Source organism: Bacteroides sp. Phil13 (assembly GCF_001940965.1).
Classification (GTDB): domain Bacteria; phylum Bacteroidota; class Bacteroidia; order Bacteroidales; family Bacteroidaceae; genus Bacteroides; species Bacteroides intestinalis.
Map to the genome: position 1 here is coordinate 46,622 of NZ_MSHA01000072.1, position 23,467 is coordinate 70,088.

At 43.6% G+C, this 23,467-nt stretch carries 10 protein-coding genes; all 10 read right to left on the reverse strand.

Going from position 1 to position 23,467, the window contains the following annotated elements; translation table 11 throughout:
* Nucleotides 1-15: 15 nt before the first annotated feature.
* The 10 genes from BWI44_RS13320 to BWI44_RS13365 all read right to left on the reverse strand — a co-directional run bounded on the left by BWI44_RS13320 (nt 16) and on the right by BWI44_RS13365 (nt 23,334).
* Nucleotides 16-1,629: a TIM-barrel domain-containing protein gene (locus BWI44_RS13320; RefSeq protein ID WP_138291870.1), complete on the reverse strand. Its 1,614-nt coding sequence runs from the start codon at nt 1,627-1,629 to the stop codon at nt 16-18.
* A 17-nt stretch (nt 1,630-1,646) separates the two neighbouring features.
* A complete protein-coding gene (locus BWI44_RS13325; protein WP_229036068.1) occupies nt 1,647-3,404 on the reverse strand; it encodes a RagB/SusD family nutrient uptake outer membrane protein in 1,758 nt (585 codons plus the stop codon).
* An 11-nt stretch (nt 3,405-3,415) separates the two neighbouring features.
* A complete protein-coding gene (locus tag BWI44_RS13330; RefSeq protein WP_286814540.1) occupies nt 3,416-6,382 on the reverse strand; it encodes a SusC/RagA family TonB-linked outer membrane protein in 2,967 nt (988 codons plus the stop codon).
* A gap of 256 nt (nt 6,383-6,638) precedes the next feature.
* Complete coding sequence (locus tag BWI44_RS13335; protein WP_195208391.1) at nt 6,639-9,383, reverse strand: two-component regulator propeller domain-containing protein; 2,745 nt, start codon at nt 9,381-9,383, stop codon at nt 6,639-6,641.
* Nucleotides 9,384-9,681: 298 nt separating this feature from the next.
* Nucleotides 9,682-10,662, reverse strand: a complete 981-nt coding sequence (locus BWI44_RS13340; RefSeq protein ID WP_195208392.1) for a glycoside hydrolase family 43 protein — start codon at nt 10,660-10,662, stop codon at nt 9,682-9,684.
* 119 nt (nt 10,663-10,781) lie between these two features.
* Nucleotides 10,782-13,877 carry a beta-galactosidase, LacZ type gene (lacZ, locus tag BWI44_RS13345; protein WP_195208393.1) on the reverse strand — a complete coding sequence of 1,032 codons (3,096 nt, stop codon included), beginning with the start codon at nt 13,875-13,877 and terminating at the stop codon, nt 10,782-10,784.
* Between the two features lie 127 nt (nt 13,878-14,004).
* The gene (locus BWI44_RS13350) at nt 14,005-15,936 is read right to left on the reverse strand and encodes an alpha-L-arabinofuranosidase family protein (protein ID WP_138291865.1); all 1,932 of its coding nucleotides are present in this window, start codon (nt 15,934-15,936) and stop codon (nt 14,005-14,007) included.
* 9 nt (nt 15,937-15,945) lie between these two features.
* Nucleotides 15,946-18,471 (reverse strand): alpha-L-arabinofuranosidase family protein, encoded by a 2,526-nt coding sequence (locus BWI44_RS13355; protein ID WP_195208394.1) that lies wholly within the window; start codon nt 18,469-18,471, stop codon nt 15,946-15,948.
* A 16-nt stretch (nt 18,472-18,487) separates the two neighbouring features.
* A complete protein-coding gene (locus BWI44_RS13360; RefSeq protein ID WP_195208395.1) occupies nt 18,488-21,415 on the reverse strand; it encodes a glycoside hydrolase family 97 protein in 2,928 nt (975 codons plus the stop codon).
* Between the two features lie 29 nt (nt 21,416-21,444).
* Complete coding sequence (locus tag BWI44_RS13365; protein WP_229036077.1) at nt 21,445-23,334, reverse strand: glycoside hydrolase family 43 protein; 1,890 nt, start codon at nt 23,332-23,334, stop codon at nt 21,445-21,447.
* Nucleotides 23,335-23,467 lie beyond the last annotated feature (133 nt).

Below are 23,467 nucleotides of genomic sequence, written 5' to 3' on the forward strand. Positions count from 1 at the left end.
TCCCTCCTATAGCTATCAACGTATTTCTATGTCTAAAGTACTACCTTCGACATCAATACGGAGTTCCTGCTTTTCAGCATTATACTTCCAAGAGGCAACATTCTTCACTTTCTTCACAGACGGCATATTCTTTAAAATAAAAGTATATTTCTGAGATGTACCACTGCTAACTTTCAGTTTACCCGTCTTCTCATCATAAGTCACCAGACAATCTTCATACTCAATGCCATCTCCACACGGAAGATGCAGCTGACGAGTAGCGGTCCCATTAGGATATATCATGATAGTTTTGCGTCCCACCATCGAAGCATCACCCAGTCCGGTTAGCCCACTAGTTACATTCAGCGGCAGAATGGCTCCTGCCTTCACAAATAAGGGAAAACGCTCTAACGCATACACTTCCTCTATCAAACTGCCGGGAGCATACTTAGTCCCATCATAGAAATTAATCCATTCTCCTTCGGAAGGAAGATGAAACGATACACGGTTATCAGCCGACGTGATAGCTTTGGTAAATAAATAATCTCCCACCTGATGGCTTTCTTCCTCATAAGATGCATTTTTTATCAAAGACCCACCATGCAAATGTGCATCCACAACTGTTGAAAATAAATAGGGAATCAGTTCATCATGCAAAACAACACAATAACGATAGATATTCTCTACGTCTGTGCCATGCCACCAAGGCAGATGATTACTGAAAGCGCCATTCTCACCGCCATTAATCATACAGGCGGTCATACATCCAAATTGTGCATAGCGCACAAACTGCTCTTTATTGGAACGCTTCATGAAAAAACCAGCAACTTCGCATCCCGGTGAACCATAGCCACGCTTTGCCGACTGATAAATATTCTGAATTTGCAGTTTCAAACCCTTCCAGTCACCGGAAAAGTCTCCACACCATCCCATATTCATCTTTTCCACACTGGCTGCATAACCTCCCTGATGTGAATAGGGACGAGCGATAATGATGCCTTGCGGGTTCTTTTTTACCGTATAATCGTACATAGCATCGTAGTAATAAGGGCGGAACTGCTCATTACTCATCTGACCAATAGACGTATCGAGAATATCTCCAAACCAGAATTCTCCCTGATCGACCTTCCAGCCATAGACACCATCGATAAAGACTTTATCCAGTTGCTTATACCACCAAGCTACTGCTTCTTTATTTGTAAAGTCGATATGTACCCCTTCTCCTTTCCACCAGACATGCGGCTTACCCTGATTTATGCCATACCCTTTAGAAACGACCTCATCATACGTATCGCTTTTTTGAAAACGGGTATCCTTACACTTTATATTGACTGCTCCTGTAAGCCATAGAAGCACCTTCACATCTTTACTCTTAAAATAATTAATCATATCCTTCGGGTCCGAATAGCGTTGCGTGTCCCAGTTAAAGTCATTATAGGTCGTACTCCAAGGACTATCAATGATAACAGCACCTACCGGAATATTACGTTCTAAATACCCGTCGACGAGTGCTTTTGCCCCATCCGCCGTATTAATACTATCTTCCCACGCTACATGTTCAAAAGCCCACGCCGGAGTAATCGGTGGATTTTGGGCACTCATGGACACACATATCAGAATTGAAATTGTAAGTAATAAAAGCTTCTTCATATTGTTTTGTTTTCTAATTATTGTGCATAACCTTCGTTTTGCTTAAACTCTATATTCAGAACCTTGTAACTATTAATAGTGGACAAGGGTACCGGACGATTAATGTGGTAGGGTTTAATCCCTATTCCATTTACTCCATTTTCCGGATTTGTATCGGGATTTTTCTCTTTAATCCATTGGCAGAATGCATCTTTGTCCAGCGCACGTTTCAGCATTTGCCATCTGAAGAGTTCCCCTCCCAGTTCACGGGCTCCTTCATCCAGAATAAATGAAATATCAATATCTTCCGGATTTACAGTCAATGCTTCTTCGTGTCCTGGCATCAAAGCCCGTTGACGGAGTTCCATTATCACCTGTGCCGCTTCATCTTTCCTGCCTAGACGGGTATACGCTTCTGCCAACGTCACATAGACTTCTCCCAACCGAATCAAGATTGCATCCTTATAGGCATATTCCTGTTTTGCAGTTGACCGACTGCTATCCAGCCATTTAGTCACATTATTGGCACAACTACGAACATTGGAATTATTAAGGACTGCTCCCGTTTCTATATCGTAAATATCGGCTACATCATCACAGATAATACCTCTATCCTCATAAGCCGACTTAACTTCTTGAGGAAGAACATCGAGTGCACGGATCAATAAAGTGTCCGAAAAATCTGGTAGTTCATTCCAATCGTCAGTACGGCAGTAACCTGATATAAAAGTTGCATCACGACGCTTATCATACTTATTAAATACATGAATAAAATAATAAGTAGGCATCACAGCACGATATTCACGACCATAGAAGACACTATGCGCTTGCAGACCATTGATTGTCTTAGAATAAGAACGCACCGAACGGTTTACCTGTGAAACCCAATAACGATGGATGAAATTATTCTGAGCATCAAATGTCGTGTTGCCATATTGTATGGACCAGATAATCTCACTATTTTCAGTATTATCCGGTGAAAAGATGCGACTGAAATCACTTTCTAATTTATATCCATAGTCATTCTTTAATTCGGTAGCCACTCTCACCGCTTCTTCATAACAGTGCTTTTTGTTCTGCATCCCAACCTCACCGATCAATGTTTCATCATAAGCTGCCAGAGACATCAAGACACGCATCCGAATGGCCTTGGCAATACCCTGATCCATACGCCCGAAATTTGATGAACGTACTTCGGAAGGTGCTTTCAGACTTTGGTCTGCAATCTCCAGGTCTGCAAGAATACGCTTATAAAAAGCAGCAATCCCCGGTTGAGTTCCTCCTATCTCTTCCGGACTGGTAATAGGCATCTCAGCATAATATGCGGCAGGTCCATAGATTTCAACAATCTGATGTAAATAAAAGGCACGCAAAGCGTGAGCTTCCGAAAGAAGTTCACTGCGCTTACTTTCCGAATGAAAATCTGCGGCATTAATCGAGTTGATACTTGTATTGATGGTGGAAAGTGCTACATACAACCATTTCCAGAGGCCTTCGTTGCTACTATTATCAATCATGTATGTATCGGTATAGGTAATCAGTCCTTTCCAGTAGTCACGTACATTACCTCCATAAGCCATCAGGTCATTTCCTAATTCCCCTACCATAAACCACTGTTCCAGAAGTTCGGTATTGATCTGATACAATGACAGCAACTCAGCTTCAGCACCTTTTTCCGTCTGTGCATACGTATCGTTAATAGACCCTTTCGGAGTTTCTTCCAGAAAACTGTCACAACCACAGAATGTCATTAATAAAAACAGACAAACTGAATATAATTTATAATTGAGTTTCATATCGTTCTATTTTAAAAAGTTAGATTTACACCAAAATTAATACTCTTCGGTACTGTCAGTTCTATAGAAGGAGATTCGGGAATCACATCTTCTTTAGCTGCCCTATACAAATAGAAGGCATTGCGCAACTGCACATAAAAACGTGCTTTGCTCACCGGAATATATCGTTTAAGTAATGAATGAAAATCATATCCCAATGTCATATCCTGCATTTTGATATAATCGCCTTTCATATATCCGCACAACTCACGATGATCGGCCCAAGTTGCATCCGCTCTCGGATAATCGTTTGAAGGATTATCCGGTGTCCAGTAATTAACATCGGGCACCCATCGGGTACCGGTCAGAATCACGTGCCAGCCGTAAGCATCATCATAGAAAACATAATCCCATCTACTTGAAATATTAAAGGAGAAATCCAAATTCTTCCACTTGAACGAGCTGCCTAATGAAACAATATACTTCGGATCGGTAGAACCAAGGATCTTTTTATCATCAGCCGTAATCTGTCCATCCGATTTCAAGTCTCTGATTTTCACATCTCCCGGTTTGCAACCATATTTAGCTGCTTCTGCTGCTTCACTAGTCTGCCAGATACCGATTTTTTCATAATCATAAATCACATTGATAGGCTTACCAATAAACCATTTATTTGAAATATCATCCTGATCGTTTGTCAGGCTTATGATTTTATTTTCATTGACTGACATATTCAGGTTCATATCCCACTGTATATCTTTTGTATCTACTAATATACCGCTTAAAGAAAACTCGATACCTCTATTCTGTGTTTTACCGATATTTTGCCAAATACGCGAAAAACCGGTAGTTAGAGGTATGCTACGCTGCATCAGCAGGTCTTTTGTTCGGGTATCATAGAATTCAATATAACCGGAAAGACGGTTATTGAACAATCCAAAGTCCAAACCTATATTATTGGTGTGAGTTATTTCCCAACTCAACTTTTTGTTTACCAATTTATCGGGTCGGTAAGCATAAATGCCTTTTCCGCCTTCTCCAAACTGATAACCATAACTTCCCAAACCTGCCAAAGTAGAATACGGATCGATAGCCTGATTACCTACTGTTCCATAAGCATAACGCAACTTCAGATTAGAAATCCACCTTATATCTTTCATGAACGGTTCTTCTGAAATTCTCCATGCCAAACCTCCTGAGAAGAATGTAGCCCACTGGTTACCTTTGGCCAAACGAGATGAACCGTCCGAACGTACCGAGATATTGGCCAGATACTTTCCCTGATAGTCGTAGCGCACACGTCCCATAAATGAAGCTAATGCCCAGTTGCTGTAACCGCTTCCTATTTTCTGATTCTCAGTATTAGTACCCAGATTATGATAAAGTAACTGCTCTACATCCAGATTCTTGCCTTCGGCCGACATATCGTCATACTGGTAATTTTGTATTTCGGTGATAGCATCCAACGTGATATGATGCTCATTAAAAGTATTATCATAGGTCAACGTGTTATTCCAGGTCATCATATATGAATTCTGGCCGCTCTTACCTGAACGATTTAACCCGCCGTTTGCCTGAAAAGACTCACTTCCATAAAAGAACCCTTTTTTCGTATCACTATATGTATAGCCGAAATTACTATGTAAAGACAAATTACGTAACGGATGTACATTTGCAGAGAAAACCATATTCACACTTGTATTCTCCGTATCATTGGCATACTGCCCGTCCACATAGTCTGCAAGGATACTTACGCTGGACTCCTGCGGATTAGGATACATGATCAGATCTCCACTCTCATCATAGGGCTTTGATAAAGGTGTTCCATAAAACAGTGCTTGTCCATAAGTAGCAAATCCACTGCTGTTCCGCTTACGCAAACGCATTGTTGCCCCCAAATCAAGCCAAGAAGTAAGTTTATGATCAACAGTAGATGTGAAATAGAACTTCTTTGCTTCACTGTTCTGATTGTAACCTTTATCCTTTTCGTATGCAAAACTCAAACTGAATTTTGTTTTCTCGTTACCTGAAGATACAGACAGGTTATGCTTTTGTGTGGAACCATCACGGAATACCAAATCCTGCCAATCATAGTATTCTCCATTACGAATCATCTGAAGTTCCTCATTCGAAAATATTTTTTCATCACTCACTTCCTGTCCCCATAAATCATTAGCAATTTTGTATGAATCCCTGCGCATTTGCACGAACTTCTCTCCCTGCATCATATCCATAAAATGCGGTTTGCTGATTCCATAGAAAGCGTCATAGCTAACGGTTGTTTTACCCGTCTTTCCACGTTTAGTTGTAATTATAATCACGCCGTTGGCACCACGGGAACCGTAAATCGCTGCACTTGACGCATCCTTTAAGATCTCGATAGATGCAACTTCATTCATGTTCACCACATCCAATGAGGCCGGTACTCCGTCCACTATTATCAACGGAGTGTTGCTGGCATTCAATGAACGTGAACCACGGATGCGGATACCGCGATCATCACCTTCATAACGTGATGCCTGAATATCCATGCCCGGCACCTTACCTTGCAAAGCATCGGTAATGCTGGTAGATGCCGAAGCGGCAATTACATCTCCTTTTACAGAAGCTACGGAAGCTGTCAGGTCACTTTTCTTTGTCGTACCATAACCTATCACCACCACATCATCAAGCGTTGTGGCATCTTCTACTAATATAATATTTATATGTTTGTTTCCACCTATTGAAACTTCTTGTTTTACATAACCGATAAAAGAAACTTCCAAGACTCCTCTGGTCGGTGCTTCCAAAGAAAAATTGCCATCTATATCAGTAATCGTACCATTATTAGTGGTGCCTTTCACCAATATATTGGCACCTATAACCGGTTCACCAGCTACATCCTTTACCGTACCTGTGACAACATGCTGGGCATGTACGCAGAAAATGGTAATACATAACATCATACAAGTTACCCAAAGCCTTCTGAGTAAACATAACATTTGACTGTGTCGTTTCATAAATATTAATTTAAATTGTACCTAAAAAAGAGGAGCTGATATGCCGGCTTATATCAACTACCGACAACAAAATTAAGCATGAAAAGACTTAGAACCATATAAAATACGGGTTCTTATATTCCTTTTATTCGTATGAAACACAATTAAATTTAAAGTTCTATATTACAATGAATTGGCAATTAATTCCCACGATTGCAAATAATCGTATGCAATACAAATACGATATTGCAAAGCCCCAAAAGAGAATACATCACAATTATTTTCCAGCAGATTCAACCTGCTGCATATATTCATTGGGAGTAATACCGGTAGTATCTTTAAATGCGCGGAAAAAAGTAGTATACGAACTAAAACCACACAGCCCCGCCAATGCTTTCAGAGTATAACGATCTTTTTCATTAGAATTGACTAATCGCTTAAACTCATCAATACGATACTCATTGATAAAATCATAATAGCGTATCTTAAGGTTTACATTGAAAATTTGCGAAAGTGTTTGAGCAGAAGTGCCTACTGCTTCCGCTACATGGGCTAGTTTTAGGTCCGGATTCAGGAAAGCTCGTTCTTGTTCCATATAATTTTTCAACTTACTAATTAAGGCTTGAGCTTCTTCTTCACTTATCTTTTTATTATAACGGTATTTTTCTTCCTCATTATGGAGTGGTTTCATCAGAACAGTACTTTTCCCGGAATGCTTTTTCCAAATAACATAAATGACACCAGCTGCCACAACCACACCGAAAACAACTCCCAGCCACAACCATGCAGATAAAGAAGAACGGATTCTTATCCGAAAACTCTGCATACTGTTCTCATCCATTTGCTTACGCACTTTAAAGGTATACTCTCCGGAAGGTAAATTAGAGAATTTGATCGAGTTTATACCTCTCAATATTTTCCACTCTTTATCATATCCCTCTAATTGATATTCATATATCATCAGATCCGGAGCATCATAAGTAAGTGTAGCAAAAGTGATGTCCAAAGTATTTTGATCGTCAGGCAAAACTATAACACCTCTTTCTTCTATCAGTTCCTCATATTTACCCAGCATAGACACACCATTTACCAAAAAGTCAGAAATAACAGTAGGAGCAGACTGGGGAATAGAATGAATATCAGCAAATACAATACCTTTAGCAGTAGCCAGCCAAATTGTATCTCCACATAACTGACCATCATTAGAAAAAGGTTCCGGTAGCCCTTCAGTAGAAGAAAACAGAGTAAAATGACTGAAAGTGCTATCTCCCCTTACGACGCCACGTGATCCGACAAACCAATAGTTATCAGTCTTATCTTGCAAAACCTCCCGTATAGAATACCCCAAATAACCAGCATCTTCGGGAGTACACACATAACGTAAATGACTAAAAATACTATCACAGATAAATGCCCTGTTTTTATTAAAACAGAATAAGAAGTTACCTTGACGATCTTCCGTCATATAAGTCACCGGTGGCAATTCATGAAGTCCGGCTGGCAAGCTCTCGCTTGAAAAAGAATCATCTTTAATATTCAGAAATTGCAATCCCTTATCAGTAGCTACCCAATATCTCTTCTTAGCATCTATATACAAGTAATTAACTTTATCATCGACCAACGTTGAATTCAGGCTTGTATATACTTTTTCAACCTTCAACTGTTCATTATAACAATGAAGTCCATCTAATGTCGTCATCCATAAACGTCCTTGATTGTCTATTGTAAAAGAATTCACAGTCAAATTAATATCAGTGAACCTCGAAATCTGCAAGGTTTGTCTATTCAGTTTATAAGCTCCTCCTCCTCTTGTTCCAATCAAAATATCATCATTAAACTTAATGAAAGTCGAAATCGCTCCGAAACTAAATCTTTCCGGAGAAGAAGGGAAGTACTCAATCTGCGACTTTGAATCGCAAATATAATAGAAGCCATTGGGAGTTCCTAAAAGTTTTACATCATCAACCAAATACAGGCAATCAAATGTTATATTACGTAGTTCCTGGTTCCTAATCCTATAAGAATGAAAAGCTTTATTACGAAATTGCAGATAATCTATTCCCGTATAGCGAGTACCTCCTATCCACAATACATTCAAATCATCCAACAACAGGCAAGATACCATATCTGAAGTCAGATATTCATCATTATCATTAGGCATGGTAGATATAGAATGAACAATTTCCTGTTCGGGAAGAGAAATAAAAGAAACGCCACTGCCTAAAGTTCCGCAGCATAATATTCCATCATGCAAAGAAAGAGCTGAAATACGATTATTCCCTACCATAGGGAGAAAAGATGAATATTTTCCCGAAAGCATATCAAACGCTACTACTCCGTGAGTAGTGGTACCTATATAAAGTAGTTTTTCGTCGCCAACTATGCATGAGAATTTTGATGTGAGCTTAGCTTCCTTACCATAAACACGAATACTTCCGGTAGATAATGTGTAAGCAATAACTCCCTCAGGGGAAAGAAACCAAATATCTTTAGCAGTAGCATACGCACCTATAATTTGATTATACGCCGAAACTTCATCGGTGACCCGAAGATGTTCCATCTTTTGTTTTTCATTAATAATGTATATGCCGTTGGAAGTTCCCACATAAACCTTACCATTTATATAACACAAAGAACGAACCGGAAAATTAATTTCAGCATATATGCGAAGAAAAGTTCCTGATCTAACTTCGTACTTCCATAGTCCTTTATTCGTTCCTACCCAAAAATCATTATTCTCTATTTCTTTTATTACAAAGACTTTTTCTACCCATTCCGGAAAGTTAAAACATTTAAATCGCACACCATCAAAACGTTGAATTGTATTTAGAGTACCAAACCAGATAAATCCTTTTGAATCCTTCGTAATACAATTTACTTGCGGGTCCTGCAACCCACTTCCATTATCCAGATTCCGCACAACTGCTACATTTGCCTGTAAAGGAAAAACATGACATACCAAAAGTATCACAAAAACTATAAATTCTGCGATTTGCATTTCTCCTCTTTTATGTATCTTCATATTTTCAGGTCACTTAGATTCTTCATGGCAAAATTAAGAATAAATCTGCTATTTCCACGATTTCATGAATCCTTTTAAAAGAAAAAGCGAAGCAATAAAAAAATAAAGCGGACATCTTTTCTACCTGAAAGAATGTCCGCCTCTTATAACAACTACCTACTGAAAACTGTGACTTAAAAACTACCCTTTGTTTATTAATACCAATCTTATGTTAATCTATAACCTATTGTTGATGTTGCAAAGATAGAGTGAAATTTTTATTCAGTAGTAGCACAATTGTTTCATAAAAGGTGATAAATCAGTCAATTTTCAGTTTATCCCCCGATAAATCGACTTTAAACAGGTGCGGAATACGAATATACCGCCCGTTCACATCTTTATGACTATGAACAGACATCATCCACTCACCATCCAAAGTACGGAACAACATTCCATGTCCGAAGTTAGGCGGAGTGATCGGTTCTTTCTCTTGTATCCAGGGTCCATCCAGAGTTCCGCTTTCGGAATAGGCAACTCCTTGTGTATAGTCCTGGAATACCCAGCTTGTCCATATCATACCTAACCGACCCGTACCTGTACGAAAAAGCCATGGCCCATCAGTTACACGGTTGGGCAATACTTTGTCTCCCATCTTCTCGCGGCTCCAAGGAGAGTCACTGGCACGGAAAAGAATCTTTCCTTTGCCGATGGAACCGCTTAAATCGGGCTTTAATTCAATCTTTTCCATCGTACCGTTCCAGTTTTGCAGCCATTCGTGGCAATAAACCATATAAGGTTTCCCATCACTGTCCACCCAGAATGTGCCATCAAGGGTAGGCATATTCTCAGGCAGGTAAGTGGGGTCTTTCATAGGTTTATAAGGACCCTCCGGCTTATCACTGACCAGGATGTGGCTGGCACGACGGGGGATGACGTTTCCTTTTACGGTATCAATCTTGATGGCGTTGTTCGTAAAAGTGGCGAAATAGTAATATTTTCCGTTGTATTCGTGCAGTTCGGCTGCCCAAATTTCGGGTTTAGAGCCCATCCAGGAGTCAGGATCAGTTTCTGCTACACGATAAGGACCTTCCCAACGGGCAAGGTCTTTGCTTTTCCAAAGGAGGCCGCCGGTACCGGTCATATAATAAGTAGAAGTTTTCTTATCAGCCAGTATGCAGGGGTCACTCAGGTGGATAGAATCGAGAGGGATGTTGGTACGAAAACGGTTCGGAACCTTCTGCTGGGCAGATGCAAGGACAGAACACAAGGTAAATATAAACACCAATAATTCTTTTCTCATATTAGTTCTTTTAATATAATGAGAATAGTACGCGGACGATGCGGATGAAGCGGACAAACACGGAATAATCACAAATCCGCGTTTGCCCGCTTCATCCGCGTCGTCCGCGTATCTATAACTTATTCAATTTCTATACCGTGTTGTACCGGAGTAAGAATGAACGTAAATTCATAGTCACCATAAGGCAACTGATATTGTGGCAACGGCCATGCACCCCAACTGTTCACACATCCTAAGCCCATCTGAGCCTTGTCGATGCAGAGATTTGTCAGATTAGCTTCTTTCACTTCGGGAGAGTGGCTCTGACCTTTGTCCCAACCATCATCCAGAGACTCGATAGTATAGTGCAGGGCTGATGCGGAGAACGGAACGTCAGCTACAATTTGCAAACCGCGTCCGGCATCGTTCAGTTGCTTCCACCAGCGGATATCGGTCTTCGTACCTGTTTCCTGCGGACGGATATAAGAATAGAATTGTTCATCTACACTTTGGCGATACAATCCCAGATCTGTACAATGATTACGGTCACTGTAGTTCTCTACCGGGCCACGGCCATAGTATTCTACAGTTTCAAAAGTCTTGGGCATCTGCATCTGCATACCGAAACGGAACATATGAGATATTTTAGCCTGCGGATCGGCAGTCATCTTCTGAGTCACCTTTACAGCACCCTTGTTGTTGATTACATAAGTAAGATCCAGTTTGGCAGAAACATTCTTCATTTCGTATTCTGCACGTACCACTGTCTGATTGTCTACTGTCTCCCATTTGAAGGAAGTCAGCTTCAGACCCGGGTTCTTCCAGGCAGCGAATTTCTGTTGCAAACCTGCACCGAAATCATTGTCCGTAGGTGCACGCCAGAAGTTAGGTGCCAGTTCGGCATCTTCGTTCATCAATTCCGTGCCTGCTACGTTGTAGCGATTCAGGTAACCGGTATGTTTGTTGAATTCCAGACGGAAGTTATCACCGTTGATGATCAGATAACGCCAGTCGTTTTCCTGGATTTGAGGAGCAACGGTAGGAGTATTCACAACTTCTACATTCTTCAGGTCCATAGCAGGAGCCTTGTAGGGGTTCAGTACAAGCTGGTCTTTGGCTACGGCATATCCGGCGGGAAGCAGACCTTCGCGGTTCTTCAGGCGATAAGTTACATTCAACAACCATTCTTTACATTCGCAGGTTTTGCCGATGTTCAGTTTCACTTTGGCAGTCTGCTGCGGAGCTACGTTGAGGTCTTCTACACGACCGGTACGAATTACTTTACCGTTAGCAAGCAATTGCCAATCCAGATAGTAAGCGGAAAGGTCACGGAAGAAGTTTTCGTTGTACACGTTCACTTCGCCGTTCTTCAGGTCAGCAGGAGTTGTCCAGATGTTCTGATAATAGTAACCCACTTCGTACATGTGCGGATTGGGAACACGGTCGGGACTGATCAGGCCATTATCACAGAAGTTCTTGTCGGAACCGTCGTAACGGTTGAAGTCACCGCCATAAGCGTAGATAGTCACACCGTCTTTACCTTTCCAACGAACGGACTGGTCTACGAAGTCCCAGATGAAACCGCCCTGCAGGTTGGGGTATTTACGGATCAGATCCCAATATTCTTTGAAACCGCCCTGTGAGTTACCCATAGCGTGGGCATATTCACACTGGATAAGAGGCTTCTTGGCATCTGTACGCTGGCCATATCTTTCCATGTGCTTGTAATCGGCATACATGGGGCAGTCGATGTCGGTAAACTCGTTTCCATGTGCCTGTTCGTATTGTACGGCACGGCTGGAATCTTCATTCTTGATCCAACGGTAACAGGCTTCAAAGTTAGGTCCGAAGCCGGCTTCGTTACCCAATGACCAGAAAATAATGCTGGGATGATTGAAGCCGCGTTGTACGTTGCGCTGGTTACGTTCCATGTGAGCCTTGGCATAGTCGGTGCGTTTAGCCAGTGTCTTTTCACGATAACCCATACCGTGTGATTCGATATTAGCCTCAGCCACTACATACAGACCATATTGATCGCAAAGGTCGTACCACAGGTTGTCATCAGGATAGTGACAGGTGCGCACAGCGTTGATATTGAATTTCTTCATGATCTGGATATCCTGAATCATACGTTCGGGAGATACGACATAACCACCATCCGGATCAATTTCATGACGGTCGGCACCTTTGAAGAGAACGGCCTGGCCGTTTACTAAGATCTGGTCACCTTTCAATTCGATCTTACGGAAGCCTACCTTTACGGGGATCACTTCGTTACTGCCTTGCAAAGTGGCACGCAGTGTATAGAGGTAAGGAGTTTCGGCGGTCCATTTATGCGGATTTTCCACATTCATCAGAATGGTACCGCTGCCTTTGGCTGTTTCCGTAGCTACTGCCTTGCCGGCAGCATCAAGTAATTCCAGATTTACGTTACCGCTGCCTTTCAGGTCGAGCGTCACACGCAGAGAACCATTTTTGTATGTCTCGTCCAGATCGGGAGTAATACGGATGTCCTGGATACGTTTCTTGTTGCGGGCATAGAGGTAGCAATCACGTCCCACACCACTGTAACGGAAAAAGTCCTGGTCTTCCAAGTAGGTTCCATCACACCAACGGAATACCTGGAAAGCGATGAGATTCGTTTGTCCGGGCTTCAAATAAGGAGTCAGGTCGAATTCGGCTTCGAGCTTACTGTCTTCGCTATAACCTACATAACGGCCATTCACCCAGAGATACATGTTGGAGGTTACAGAACCGAAATGAGCGATAATGTCTTTTCCTTTCCAGTCGGCAGGAACAATGATCTCACGACGGTAAGAACCTACATGATTGTTCTCTGTAGGAACTTCAGGAGGATTGTTCTGGAACTGGTTACGCCAAGCATAGCCGGTGTTTACGTAAATAGGATCGCCATAACCGTTCAATTCCCACACAGCGGGAACTTGCAGATTATTCCAGCCTTTGTCATTGAAACCTACTTTCCAGAAGTCGGTGGGACGCTGGTCGGCATTGCGTACCCAAGAGAATTTCCAGGTACCGTTCAAAGTCATGTAATTAGTAGATTGGGTTTTCTTGCCTTGCATGGCGGCATCTGCCGATTCGTATGCAAAGTAATTAGTGTGCATGGGAGCACGGTTCACGGCATTGATTTCCGGATCAAGCCACTCTTTAAAGGACTGTGCATTTGCAGTCAGAGCCAGGGCTGCAAAGAGTCCGGTAATAAGATGTTTCTTCATGGATATAAAATTAGTATGTTTATAGCGGTATGAAGAATATTTTCTGCATACCGCTACAAAGATAGGGTGAATGAACTTTTTTTAGGGTGAATAATAGTTCAAAAAAGGGGGAATAGAGTTCAAAGAGCTACTGTATCCGGTACACTCCAAACGAACGTGGTTCAAGTTTCAGCTTCAGAGATTGTCCTTCTACCTGTACCGGACGTACACGAGGAACAATCGCTTCCTGGTCCAGCGTATTTACCGCGCGCCAATTGTCGTTCTGTAAGTAAGTGCAGGAACCGGCCACCAACTGACGTTTCTTCAAACCATTGAAATCGATCTGAACATCGGCAGGCTTACTGCTTGCATTCACCAGTTTCAGGATGATTTCTCCGGTAGGCGCATTCAGTGCAGCTGTTGCATAGAGGCTGTCCTGCCCCGCTACTGCTTTGCCATCCATCTTCAGGCTGAGTACATCGGTACCGGCATTCATACCGTACATCTGCTGAACGTAATAATTCGGTGTACGCATCATGCGCAAGTTATCGAACCAGATCAGGTCCGGATTCCACTGCCAAGCGTCTACGTGAGCAAACAACGGCGCATAAGTAGCCAGATGAACGACATCCGCATTCCGTTCCAGTCCCGTCATAAAGGCAGCTTCGGAAAGGGCAGCGAGGAAGTTGTTATCCTTCTTCGTGGAATGATCGTGTGAAGCATATTCTCCGGCGAAAACCTTCGGACCTTTGCGGTCGTAATTGTCATAGCGTGACGCATTGCCAAAGAACCAATCAGGATTCATGTAGTAGTGTTCGTCCACCAGGTCTACACCGATACGCTTCATTTCGGGCCAGAGATAATCAAATTTATCACCGCTGGCACTCGGACCGGAACTACCTACAACCTTCACATCAGGATATTTCGCACGGATAGCTTTTGTGAAAGCTTCCAAACGTTCTACATAAACCTTGTCCCACTGTTCATTACCGATACCGATCATCTTCAGATTGAAGGGTTCGGGATGTCCCATATCGGCACGCACTTTTCCCCACTTGGAAGTAACAGGACCGTTGGCAAATTCAATCAGGTCGAGTGCATCCTGTATGTACGGATCGAGTGCATCCATCGGAACCACTTCGTTACTTTCGTACTGGCAGGAGAGCCCGCAGCTGATTACCGGAAGAGGTTCTGCACCGAGGTCCTCGCTCAACAGGAAGTATTCGAAGTAACCAAGTCCCAAAGTCTGGAAATAATCAGGGAAGGCTTTATGTTTGAAGGTGTAGTTCCAGCGGTTTTCATTCAGAGGGCGGTTTTCAACAGGGCCTACGGAATTCTTCCACTGGTAACGGGTTTCAAGACTGTTACCCTCGATGATACAACCACCGGGGAAACGGAATACGCCCGGGTTAAGGTCATAAAGGGCTTGTGCGAGGTCGGCACGCAGACCATTCTCACGTCCTTTCCAAGTATTCACAGGGAACAGGGAGATATGATCCATATCCACCGTACCACGTGTTTCGAGGACGATACGCAGGCGGGCATGAGCATCTGTGAAAGGAGATTTCAGCACCGCCGTCAGCTTTTGCCAGTTATTGCCGCTGACTTCGATTTCTTTCTTCAACAGATTCTGTGCATTGGAGTTGACAAGCTCGATGGAGAGCTTCATCGGCTTCGCATCCGGCGTGCGGGCATAAACGGAGAAACGATATTCTTCACCTTGCTTCACACCGATGCCGCGGTAACCTTCATTATCCAGTCCGGCGCGCAGCAGGCGGCCGTCATTCACTACGCGTACATAGTGAGGATTGCGGTCAAAACAAGGATTTGCATCCTGAACGGTTACATTACCGAAAGGCACCCAACCCACGAAAGGTTGTGGGAATTCAAACGAACGGTTCTTTACCAGTTCGGCATACAGACCGCCATCGGCACCGAAGTTGATATCTTCGAAAAAGATGCCATACATTTCAGGTTGTATCTTTGCCGTCGGTTTAGAAACGTCGACGGTCATTACATGTTGTTGTGCCTGCATGCTCAAAGCAAGAGACAAAGCAAAAAGGGCAGTTAACTTTCTCATTATTATATCTTATTTTTTCTTTTCAATATTCTGATGGATACGTATCACTGTAAACGAATAAGCAGGCATAGAGTAAGAAAAGTCATTTCCTTCTACCTTGAAATCAGAAGAAGCGGGTTTAGCTCCTCTGTCTTTCGGATCACCTGTCAATATCGTTTTTGTAGCCGAAGGATTTACCAAAGTAACCCCGTCCAACTTCACCTGGGAAGAAACTTCTACCGGAAGCATATTCACTAACTTCACGATATAATCTCCGGTATTAGCGTCTTTCACAACTGATACTCCGACACGTTTCTTCACGGCATCCCAGCCATTATTCAGTTTTACCGTAGAAGACAGGTATTCGGTACCGGCGTTCTGACCATACATCTGTTGGGTATAGTAGCCTACTGTGGGTTTTACTTCCGCATTATTAAAGTAGATTAAATCCGGATTCCATTGTGTATGGCCTTCTTTAGCCAATAGAGGAGCATAAGAAGTCATTTCTACTACATCACCGTTACGTTCTACGGCCGTCAGGTAAAGAGCTTCGGCAAGCGCAGTTTCTACATTATTGGGGCGTCCCGGCAGGTGAGCGGCGTATTCGCCCAAATAAACTTTCGCTTTGCTACGGTCGTAATGGTCGTAATATTCCTGATTGTGAATCATCCAGCCCGGTTCTACATAGTAGTGTTCATCTACCATCGGTACACCCAGTTCGGTAGCAAGATCCCAACCTACTTCATAATCCGTACCTTCGTAGAACGGACCGGTAGTACCAATCACGGTAACTTCAGGATACTTTGCTTTTACGGCTTCAAATATCATCTTAAAACGTTCCACGAAGACAGGTGTAATCATGTCCTCATTACCAATACCGATGAACTTCAGGTTGAATGGTTTCGGATGTCCGGCTTCCGCACGCTTCTTACCCCACACGGTTTTGCGGGCATCTCCGTTGGCATATTCTATCAGGTCGAGAACATCTTGGATGTACTGATCCATTTCTTCCATCGGAATACCACCCTGCTGTCCCATGCAAGTCAGTTCATCCTTGGAATGGTGGGCACAGGTACCGGAGTTCTGACAAGGTACACCGGCTGCAAGCACAGGTACGGGCTCCGCACCCATATCTTCACAGAACAAGAAGTATTCGTGGTATCCCAGACCGCGTGTCTGATGGTATCCCCAAAGATTGCGGAGCGGCTTACGGGCTTCCAACGGACCTATAGAGCCTTTCCAATCATAAATATTATCTATTCCATCGCCATGAGCCACACAACCACCGGGGAAACGTACGAAACGGGGATGCAAGTCGGCAAGCGTTTGTGCCAGATCTGCACGAAGTCCGTTCTTACGACCTTTGAAGGTCTTTTGCGGAAAGAGGGAAATCATATCCAGCGCATACTTACTGACAGCCTGGGGAACAATGGACAGAGATGCAGCAGCCGCATCACTTGTGGCTGTCAGGACTGCTTTCTGTTGTTTCCACTCTTTAGATGTTACGTTTACGGCAGTTTGTGCTATAATTGTTCCATCTTTATCAACCAAGTTCACAAGTACCTTGCCTCCTTTACCCTCAAGTACTTTACCAAAGAGTGAGAAGTCATATTTCTCGCCTTTCTTCAAGGCTATGCCGTCGAAACCGGCATTCACCAATGCTGTTTGTTCAGCTGCATTCACATCGAAAACAGCATAATGGGAGTTATTAGGATGAATAGGATTTTCCGTTGCAATGCTCAATGTAGCATCACTGCCCTGAACACTCCAGGAGTGAGTACTATTCCAGTTCTGATCGTTACCACGATCGGTCGGGGTATACTCAAAGTCGCGGTTCTGAACCAGTTCGGCATACAAGCCGCCGTCCGCTCCATAGTTGATATCCTCAAAAAAGATACCAATCAGATGCTTGCTGATCTCTTTCGCCTGATCTGCATTCACCTGGATAGTAGCCTCTACAGGCTTGAGGTTGGCAAAACGTACAGGGTCTTGCTCGGTACGTTCAGCGTTCAGGGACTGGCGGTATTTCTTATGTTCGGCATAGCGGATGATCTGCTGCACGGTAGTATAAGGAACTTCCTGCACCCAGCCTTCTTCTTCCGAACCATTCACCAATACCTTCTTCTGAGTGGTGGGATACACATCTTTGGGTTCATACTTGCTACGTTCTTCGGGAGAGAAATAACTCTGTGCTTCCCACTTCTGCAAGTCGGGAGAGGTTACATAGGCAAGTGCCTTACCGGTATTCGTAGCTTCCCAGATGCAATGCCATTTGCCATCGGCACGGGTTTGCATCAAATGGGGCTTGAACATAGTCTTCGCCCGTCCCCACGGACCGAAGTCGGAATTCACATAGGCAAATCCATCGGCCACGCTAAACCACTTCTCTCCGTCGGGACTCCAGGCAAACTTCAGGCCGCTGCGTCCGTCACGGTTCGAATAGGAAAAGAGGTACACCTGATTCGGTTCATTCGTCACGTCCTCCACCTTTGCCTGCACAGGGAAGACAAAAGACAGAAGTAAACATACACTTAAAAATCTAATCAATCTGTTCATGGTATTATTTATCGGGTTATTTGTTTTTCCAATACTTTCTCAGCTTCTCAGCCTCTTTCTTTGTGATGTGGATTACTGCTCCATGTTTCGGTGAAGAAAAGTTAGTCGCCTTCATCACACCCTCGTTGAAGTGTCCCAGATCTTTGAAGTTCACAAAGTCAGTGGTTTCACTGAAACCGAAATTATGAGGATTGATACCATAGATGTCATACATTACCACCCATTTGTCTTCGCCAATGCGCTTCCACATGTTAGGAGCTTCGCAGGCTTTCGGTTCCGGGTCTACCCATTCCGGCAGATAAGTATATCCACGGTTGATATATTTCGATACAGCTTGTTTGATACCCGGTGTTCCGTCGTGAGCTACGTAGAACATGTGATACTTATCACCTACTTTCGTGATATCGGCATCGATAGCTGATTTGGTAGCATCAGGATATTGGAACAATAAGCGGGGTTCTGTTTCCAGACCGTCGAAGTCTTCGTTTACATAAGCATAGTACAGCATATTCCGTGCATTGCCCATACGCATGGTGAAGTAGATCATTATTCTGCCTGCATGTTCATCGTAGACCAGTTCAGGTGCCCAGGCACAACCGATCTCATCATATCCGGGGAAAGTCTTGTCAATACGAACCACATGGTGTGTCCAGTTTACAAGGTCTTTTGATTTCATCAGGACAAAACCACGGTTGTTGCCCCAGCCATATTTTGCTCCATCACGCTCCCACTCGGTGTTGCGCAGACCTTTCTGTTGGGCAAAGATATGCAGGTCGGTCATGGCAATGTAGAAAGTACCATCCGGTGCACGATAGATATGCGGGTCACGGATACCTTTCTGTTCGGCAATCGTATCACCGGCGATAATGGGCTGACCGTTATTTACATCCGTAAATGTATATCCGTCATCACTGACTGCGAAATATAAACTATGTGTATCATCTTTGAAATAGGTAAACAGATAGGCTCCCATTTCCTTTTCATTCGTTTTCCAATCCTGAACCAGTATGGCACCACCTTGCGGTTGGAGGGTCAGTTGGAATTTGCCGTCAGCTTTCAGTTTCAGAGTTTGCAACTGAGGTTGCAGTTCTTTATCATCATTATAGAATGAAAGAGTCTGTCCTGCCAGCATAGGCAATTCGAGTTTCAGTTTCAGCACTTCTTTTGTACCGTTAACAGCCGCTACATACCATTGCTTACCGTGACGACGTGCAACGACTGCATATTTTCCAGGATAACCATCAATAAAGCGTGTTTCATCCCATGTAGTAGGCACCTGTTTCATAAAGTCCAGGCAAACTTGCGGGGCATCTGTCAGATTGTTGGGTGCCAAAGCATAATTCTGAACAGGGTTCTGGAACAATACAGCTGTTGCTAACTGGAATACATCCGTCGTGCGACGGGTAGTTCCGCCATTGTTTCCCCGGTTCAAACGCTTGTTCAGGAAAGTACCGCCAAATTCCATGCAGCCTACCGCATTACGGATAAAGGGATGCAGGCAGGCATTGAAAGCTTCTTCATCACAGAAATGTTGATTGAAAATCAGATTCTCGGAAGCCAGTACCGCTTCGCTGCCTACATAGTTGGGATACATCCGCTCCCATCCGCGAGGCACTGTACAGCCGTGGAAGATTACCATCAGACCATGATCGTCAGCATCACTCAGAATACCTTCGTACAAACGCATGGTTTCCTGTTTGTCTCCACCGAAGAAATCGACTTTGATACCTTTCACACCCTGCTCCTGAAGCCATTTCATTTCACGCTTACGGATAATCGGATCATCCATCATATTCACAGGACCTTGCTCGATATCATTCCAATAACCGCTTGAACTGTACCACAGGAATACATCTACTCCCTTGCCTTGTGCATAGTCGATGAGGGATTCCATACGCTTATGGCCGATTTTCGTATCCCACCAGTTGTCAATCAACACGTATTCATACCCCATTGCAGCAGCCAGATCAACATAACGCACCTGGTCATCATAATTAATACTGCCGTCCTGCCAGAGTATCCAGCTCCAGGTACCACGCCCCATCTGATAATCATGTTCCGTCTCATACAGCGGTTCCACTACATCCCAGATAACAGTGGTTTCTACAATAGGCTTCAATGTCTCACCTACCGTAATCGTACGCCAAGGGGTAGAACCCGGTAAAGCGAAAGCGGGGGCAACTGTTCCGTTACCATTATTCTCTTCAGCCATCGGAAAAGCTACCGTATACAGATTTCCTTCTGTTACATCGCTCAGGCGCGAACCGCAATAGCGACTGTCTACTCCTGTCTCACTGACAAGCACCCAGCCATTATCTCCTACGCGGAACAGGCAGGGGAAAGTATATCCGTGTCCGTATTGCGAACGGACATCCATCGGGGCATCCGCCTTATATTCTTCTTCATAACTCGGTTTTGTCCGCTTCCAGCCTATCATGGCGTCACTTTGCGGACACATGAAGGTAGTAGTCTGTTCAGGAAAACGGAAACCGGTTGCTTCGCTGTTCACAACAAGGCTTCCCCGTTCGCCCTGGCGGGACAACGTATAGCGGAAAGCAACGTCATTATTGCTCACACGGAAGATTACGTCCATCTTCTGCCCTTTTGCATTGACAAAGGCACATACCAGTTCATTGGCCTGATAATGTATCTTGGAAGCTTTGATACGCGATTGCGTGTAAACGGTATCAATTTTCCTTTCTTCATGCCCGGTCAGTTTCATTGCTTTCGCGAAATCTCCCACATTGGTCTCCAGACCCAACGGAGATGATTCCAACATCTGTTTTCCGTTATAGGTGAGAGAATACGATGCTTCCTTCCCTTCCGGGCACGAAACTGTTAGTTGTAATTTACCGTCAGGTCCGCTGACGGTTACATTCTGTGCTGTCAACGGCAAGGCTACCGCCATACATAAAAAAGCTAATCCCTTCAGTTTGTTTCTCATGATCAAATAATTATTTCAATTGTCAACTGTCAATTGTTTGTTATTACCCGTTTAATCGTTCCGTCTTCATTGAATTCCATACGGTCAATGCATACTTCCCGATGCGTACCCGGACCATCTTTCAGGAAGTTCTTATTAATACGATGGTAAACGATATACCACTCATCCGTACCCGGAATTTGTAACACCGCATTGTGTGCAGGACCGTAGATTTGTTTCTCCGGATTCTGAATCAGTACAATCGGATCTTTAGCTACCTCGATAGGTCCCAGCGGCGATTTAGATGTACCGTAAGCCACATGATAGTTGGGTGAACCGGTGTCATCTACCGACCACATAAAATAATAAAGTCCGTTACGGTAAAATACATAAGGAGCTTCACGGAATGCATAATCCTGCAAGGTTCCTCCTTCGGGAGTCATTACCGTAAGTGTTTTCTTCTTGATGGAAATCATGTCTTTGTTCAGTTCGGCGCCGGCCATGTAGCCATTTCCCCAATACAGATAAGATTTACCGGATACGGGGTCGGTGAATACATCCACGTCTATCTGCTGTCCGTGTCCTACGGGAGAGTCTGTAATGATGGGCTGTCCCAGATCGGTAAACGGCCCGGTAGGTGAGTCGGCCATTGCTACGCCGATTTGCTTTCCTCCGCCTTTGGCGGGATTGCCGCTATAATAAAAGAAGTACTTGTATTCTCCCTTGATGAGTTTTTCCTCAATACACGGTGCCCAGGCATTTCCATTTGCCCAAGGTACCTGTTCGGATTTCAAATCCAGCATAACGCCTTCATAGTTCCAGTTCTTCAGGTCGGTTGAAGAAAAAACAGTGAAGTACCATCCACCCCAACCTGGTTGTCCGTCAGTTGTGGAATAGATATAATATTTCTTTGTCTTGTTTGAGTATAAGATTTCAGGGTCAGCATGAAATCCGGGCAATACAGGGTTATTCGGTATTGCACCCAATTCGGCAGGCTTGCCCCATTTATCTGTGATACGGGTCAATTCATCGCGCGTGATAGGAATAATCGTTCCGTGGCGGGGATGGAAGTTCATCTTCACTTCACTGTCTATCACTTTGAAGTTCTTCAGGTCGGTAGTTTCCGTAAACTGATATTTGCCTTTCATGTATACATCATACATTAATATATACTTATCCTGATTTATCAGTTTAAATGTGCCGGCACCTTCCACAGCATCCTTTGTTTGCTGCTTGTAATCCGGTTCTTCTTTCCACTGGCCGGAAGTCAGTGAACGGGTGGTTGCCACTTTAATGCCGTTTCCATGTCCTTCTGTCTTATAGAACAGGTGGAAAACACCGTCTTTATAGACAATATCCCCGTCGATACATGATTTCTTATTCTCCGGAATGAAGAGTGGCTTCGGTTCACCAATCAGATCTGTAAAGTCGTCATTGGCATACGCATAGTAGATGATATCGGCTCCACCGGCATACTGCATAGACCAGTACACCATATATTTTCCGGCTTCAGGGTCGAAAACCGTCTGCGGTGCCCAAACACGTTTCAGCTTTTCCTGTCCTTTATAGCGTTTCTGCATGTTGATGATGGAATGCGTCCAGTTTACAAGGTCATTGGACTTCAGCAGCACCATCGCACGGTTTGAATCCCAACCATTGTCAGATACCATATCTGTCACCACCATATAAAAGGTATGACCATCCTGACTTCTCAGAATATGCGGGTCGCGCACACCACCGGTCGAACTGATCACTTTCGAATCAAGAACGGGCTTGCCGTCATTCAGTGCCCAATATGTATATCCATCCATACTTACGGCATAACATACAGCTTCTTCACTGATGTGGTTACCTGTAAAGTAGGTGAACAAATAAGCCACATAATCTTTTTCAACGATAGGATGTTGTTGGGAAAAAGAAGGCAATGTCATTGCCAACATTAAACTAATAGCAACTGCAAAATGTCTCATAGTATTCCTCATAAAATTCACGTTAGTTATTGGGTGTCAAAAATACACATAAAAAAGGAAATATACTACTACGATTCATGCAAAAAGGGAGTAATTTTGTGTC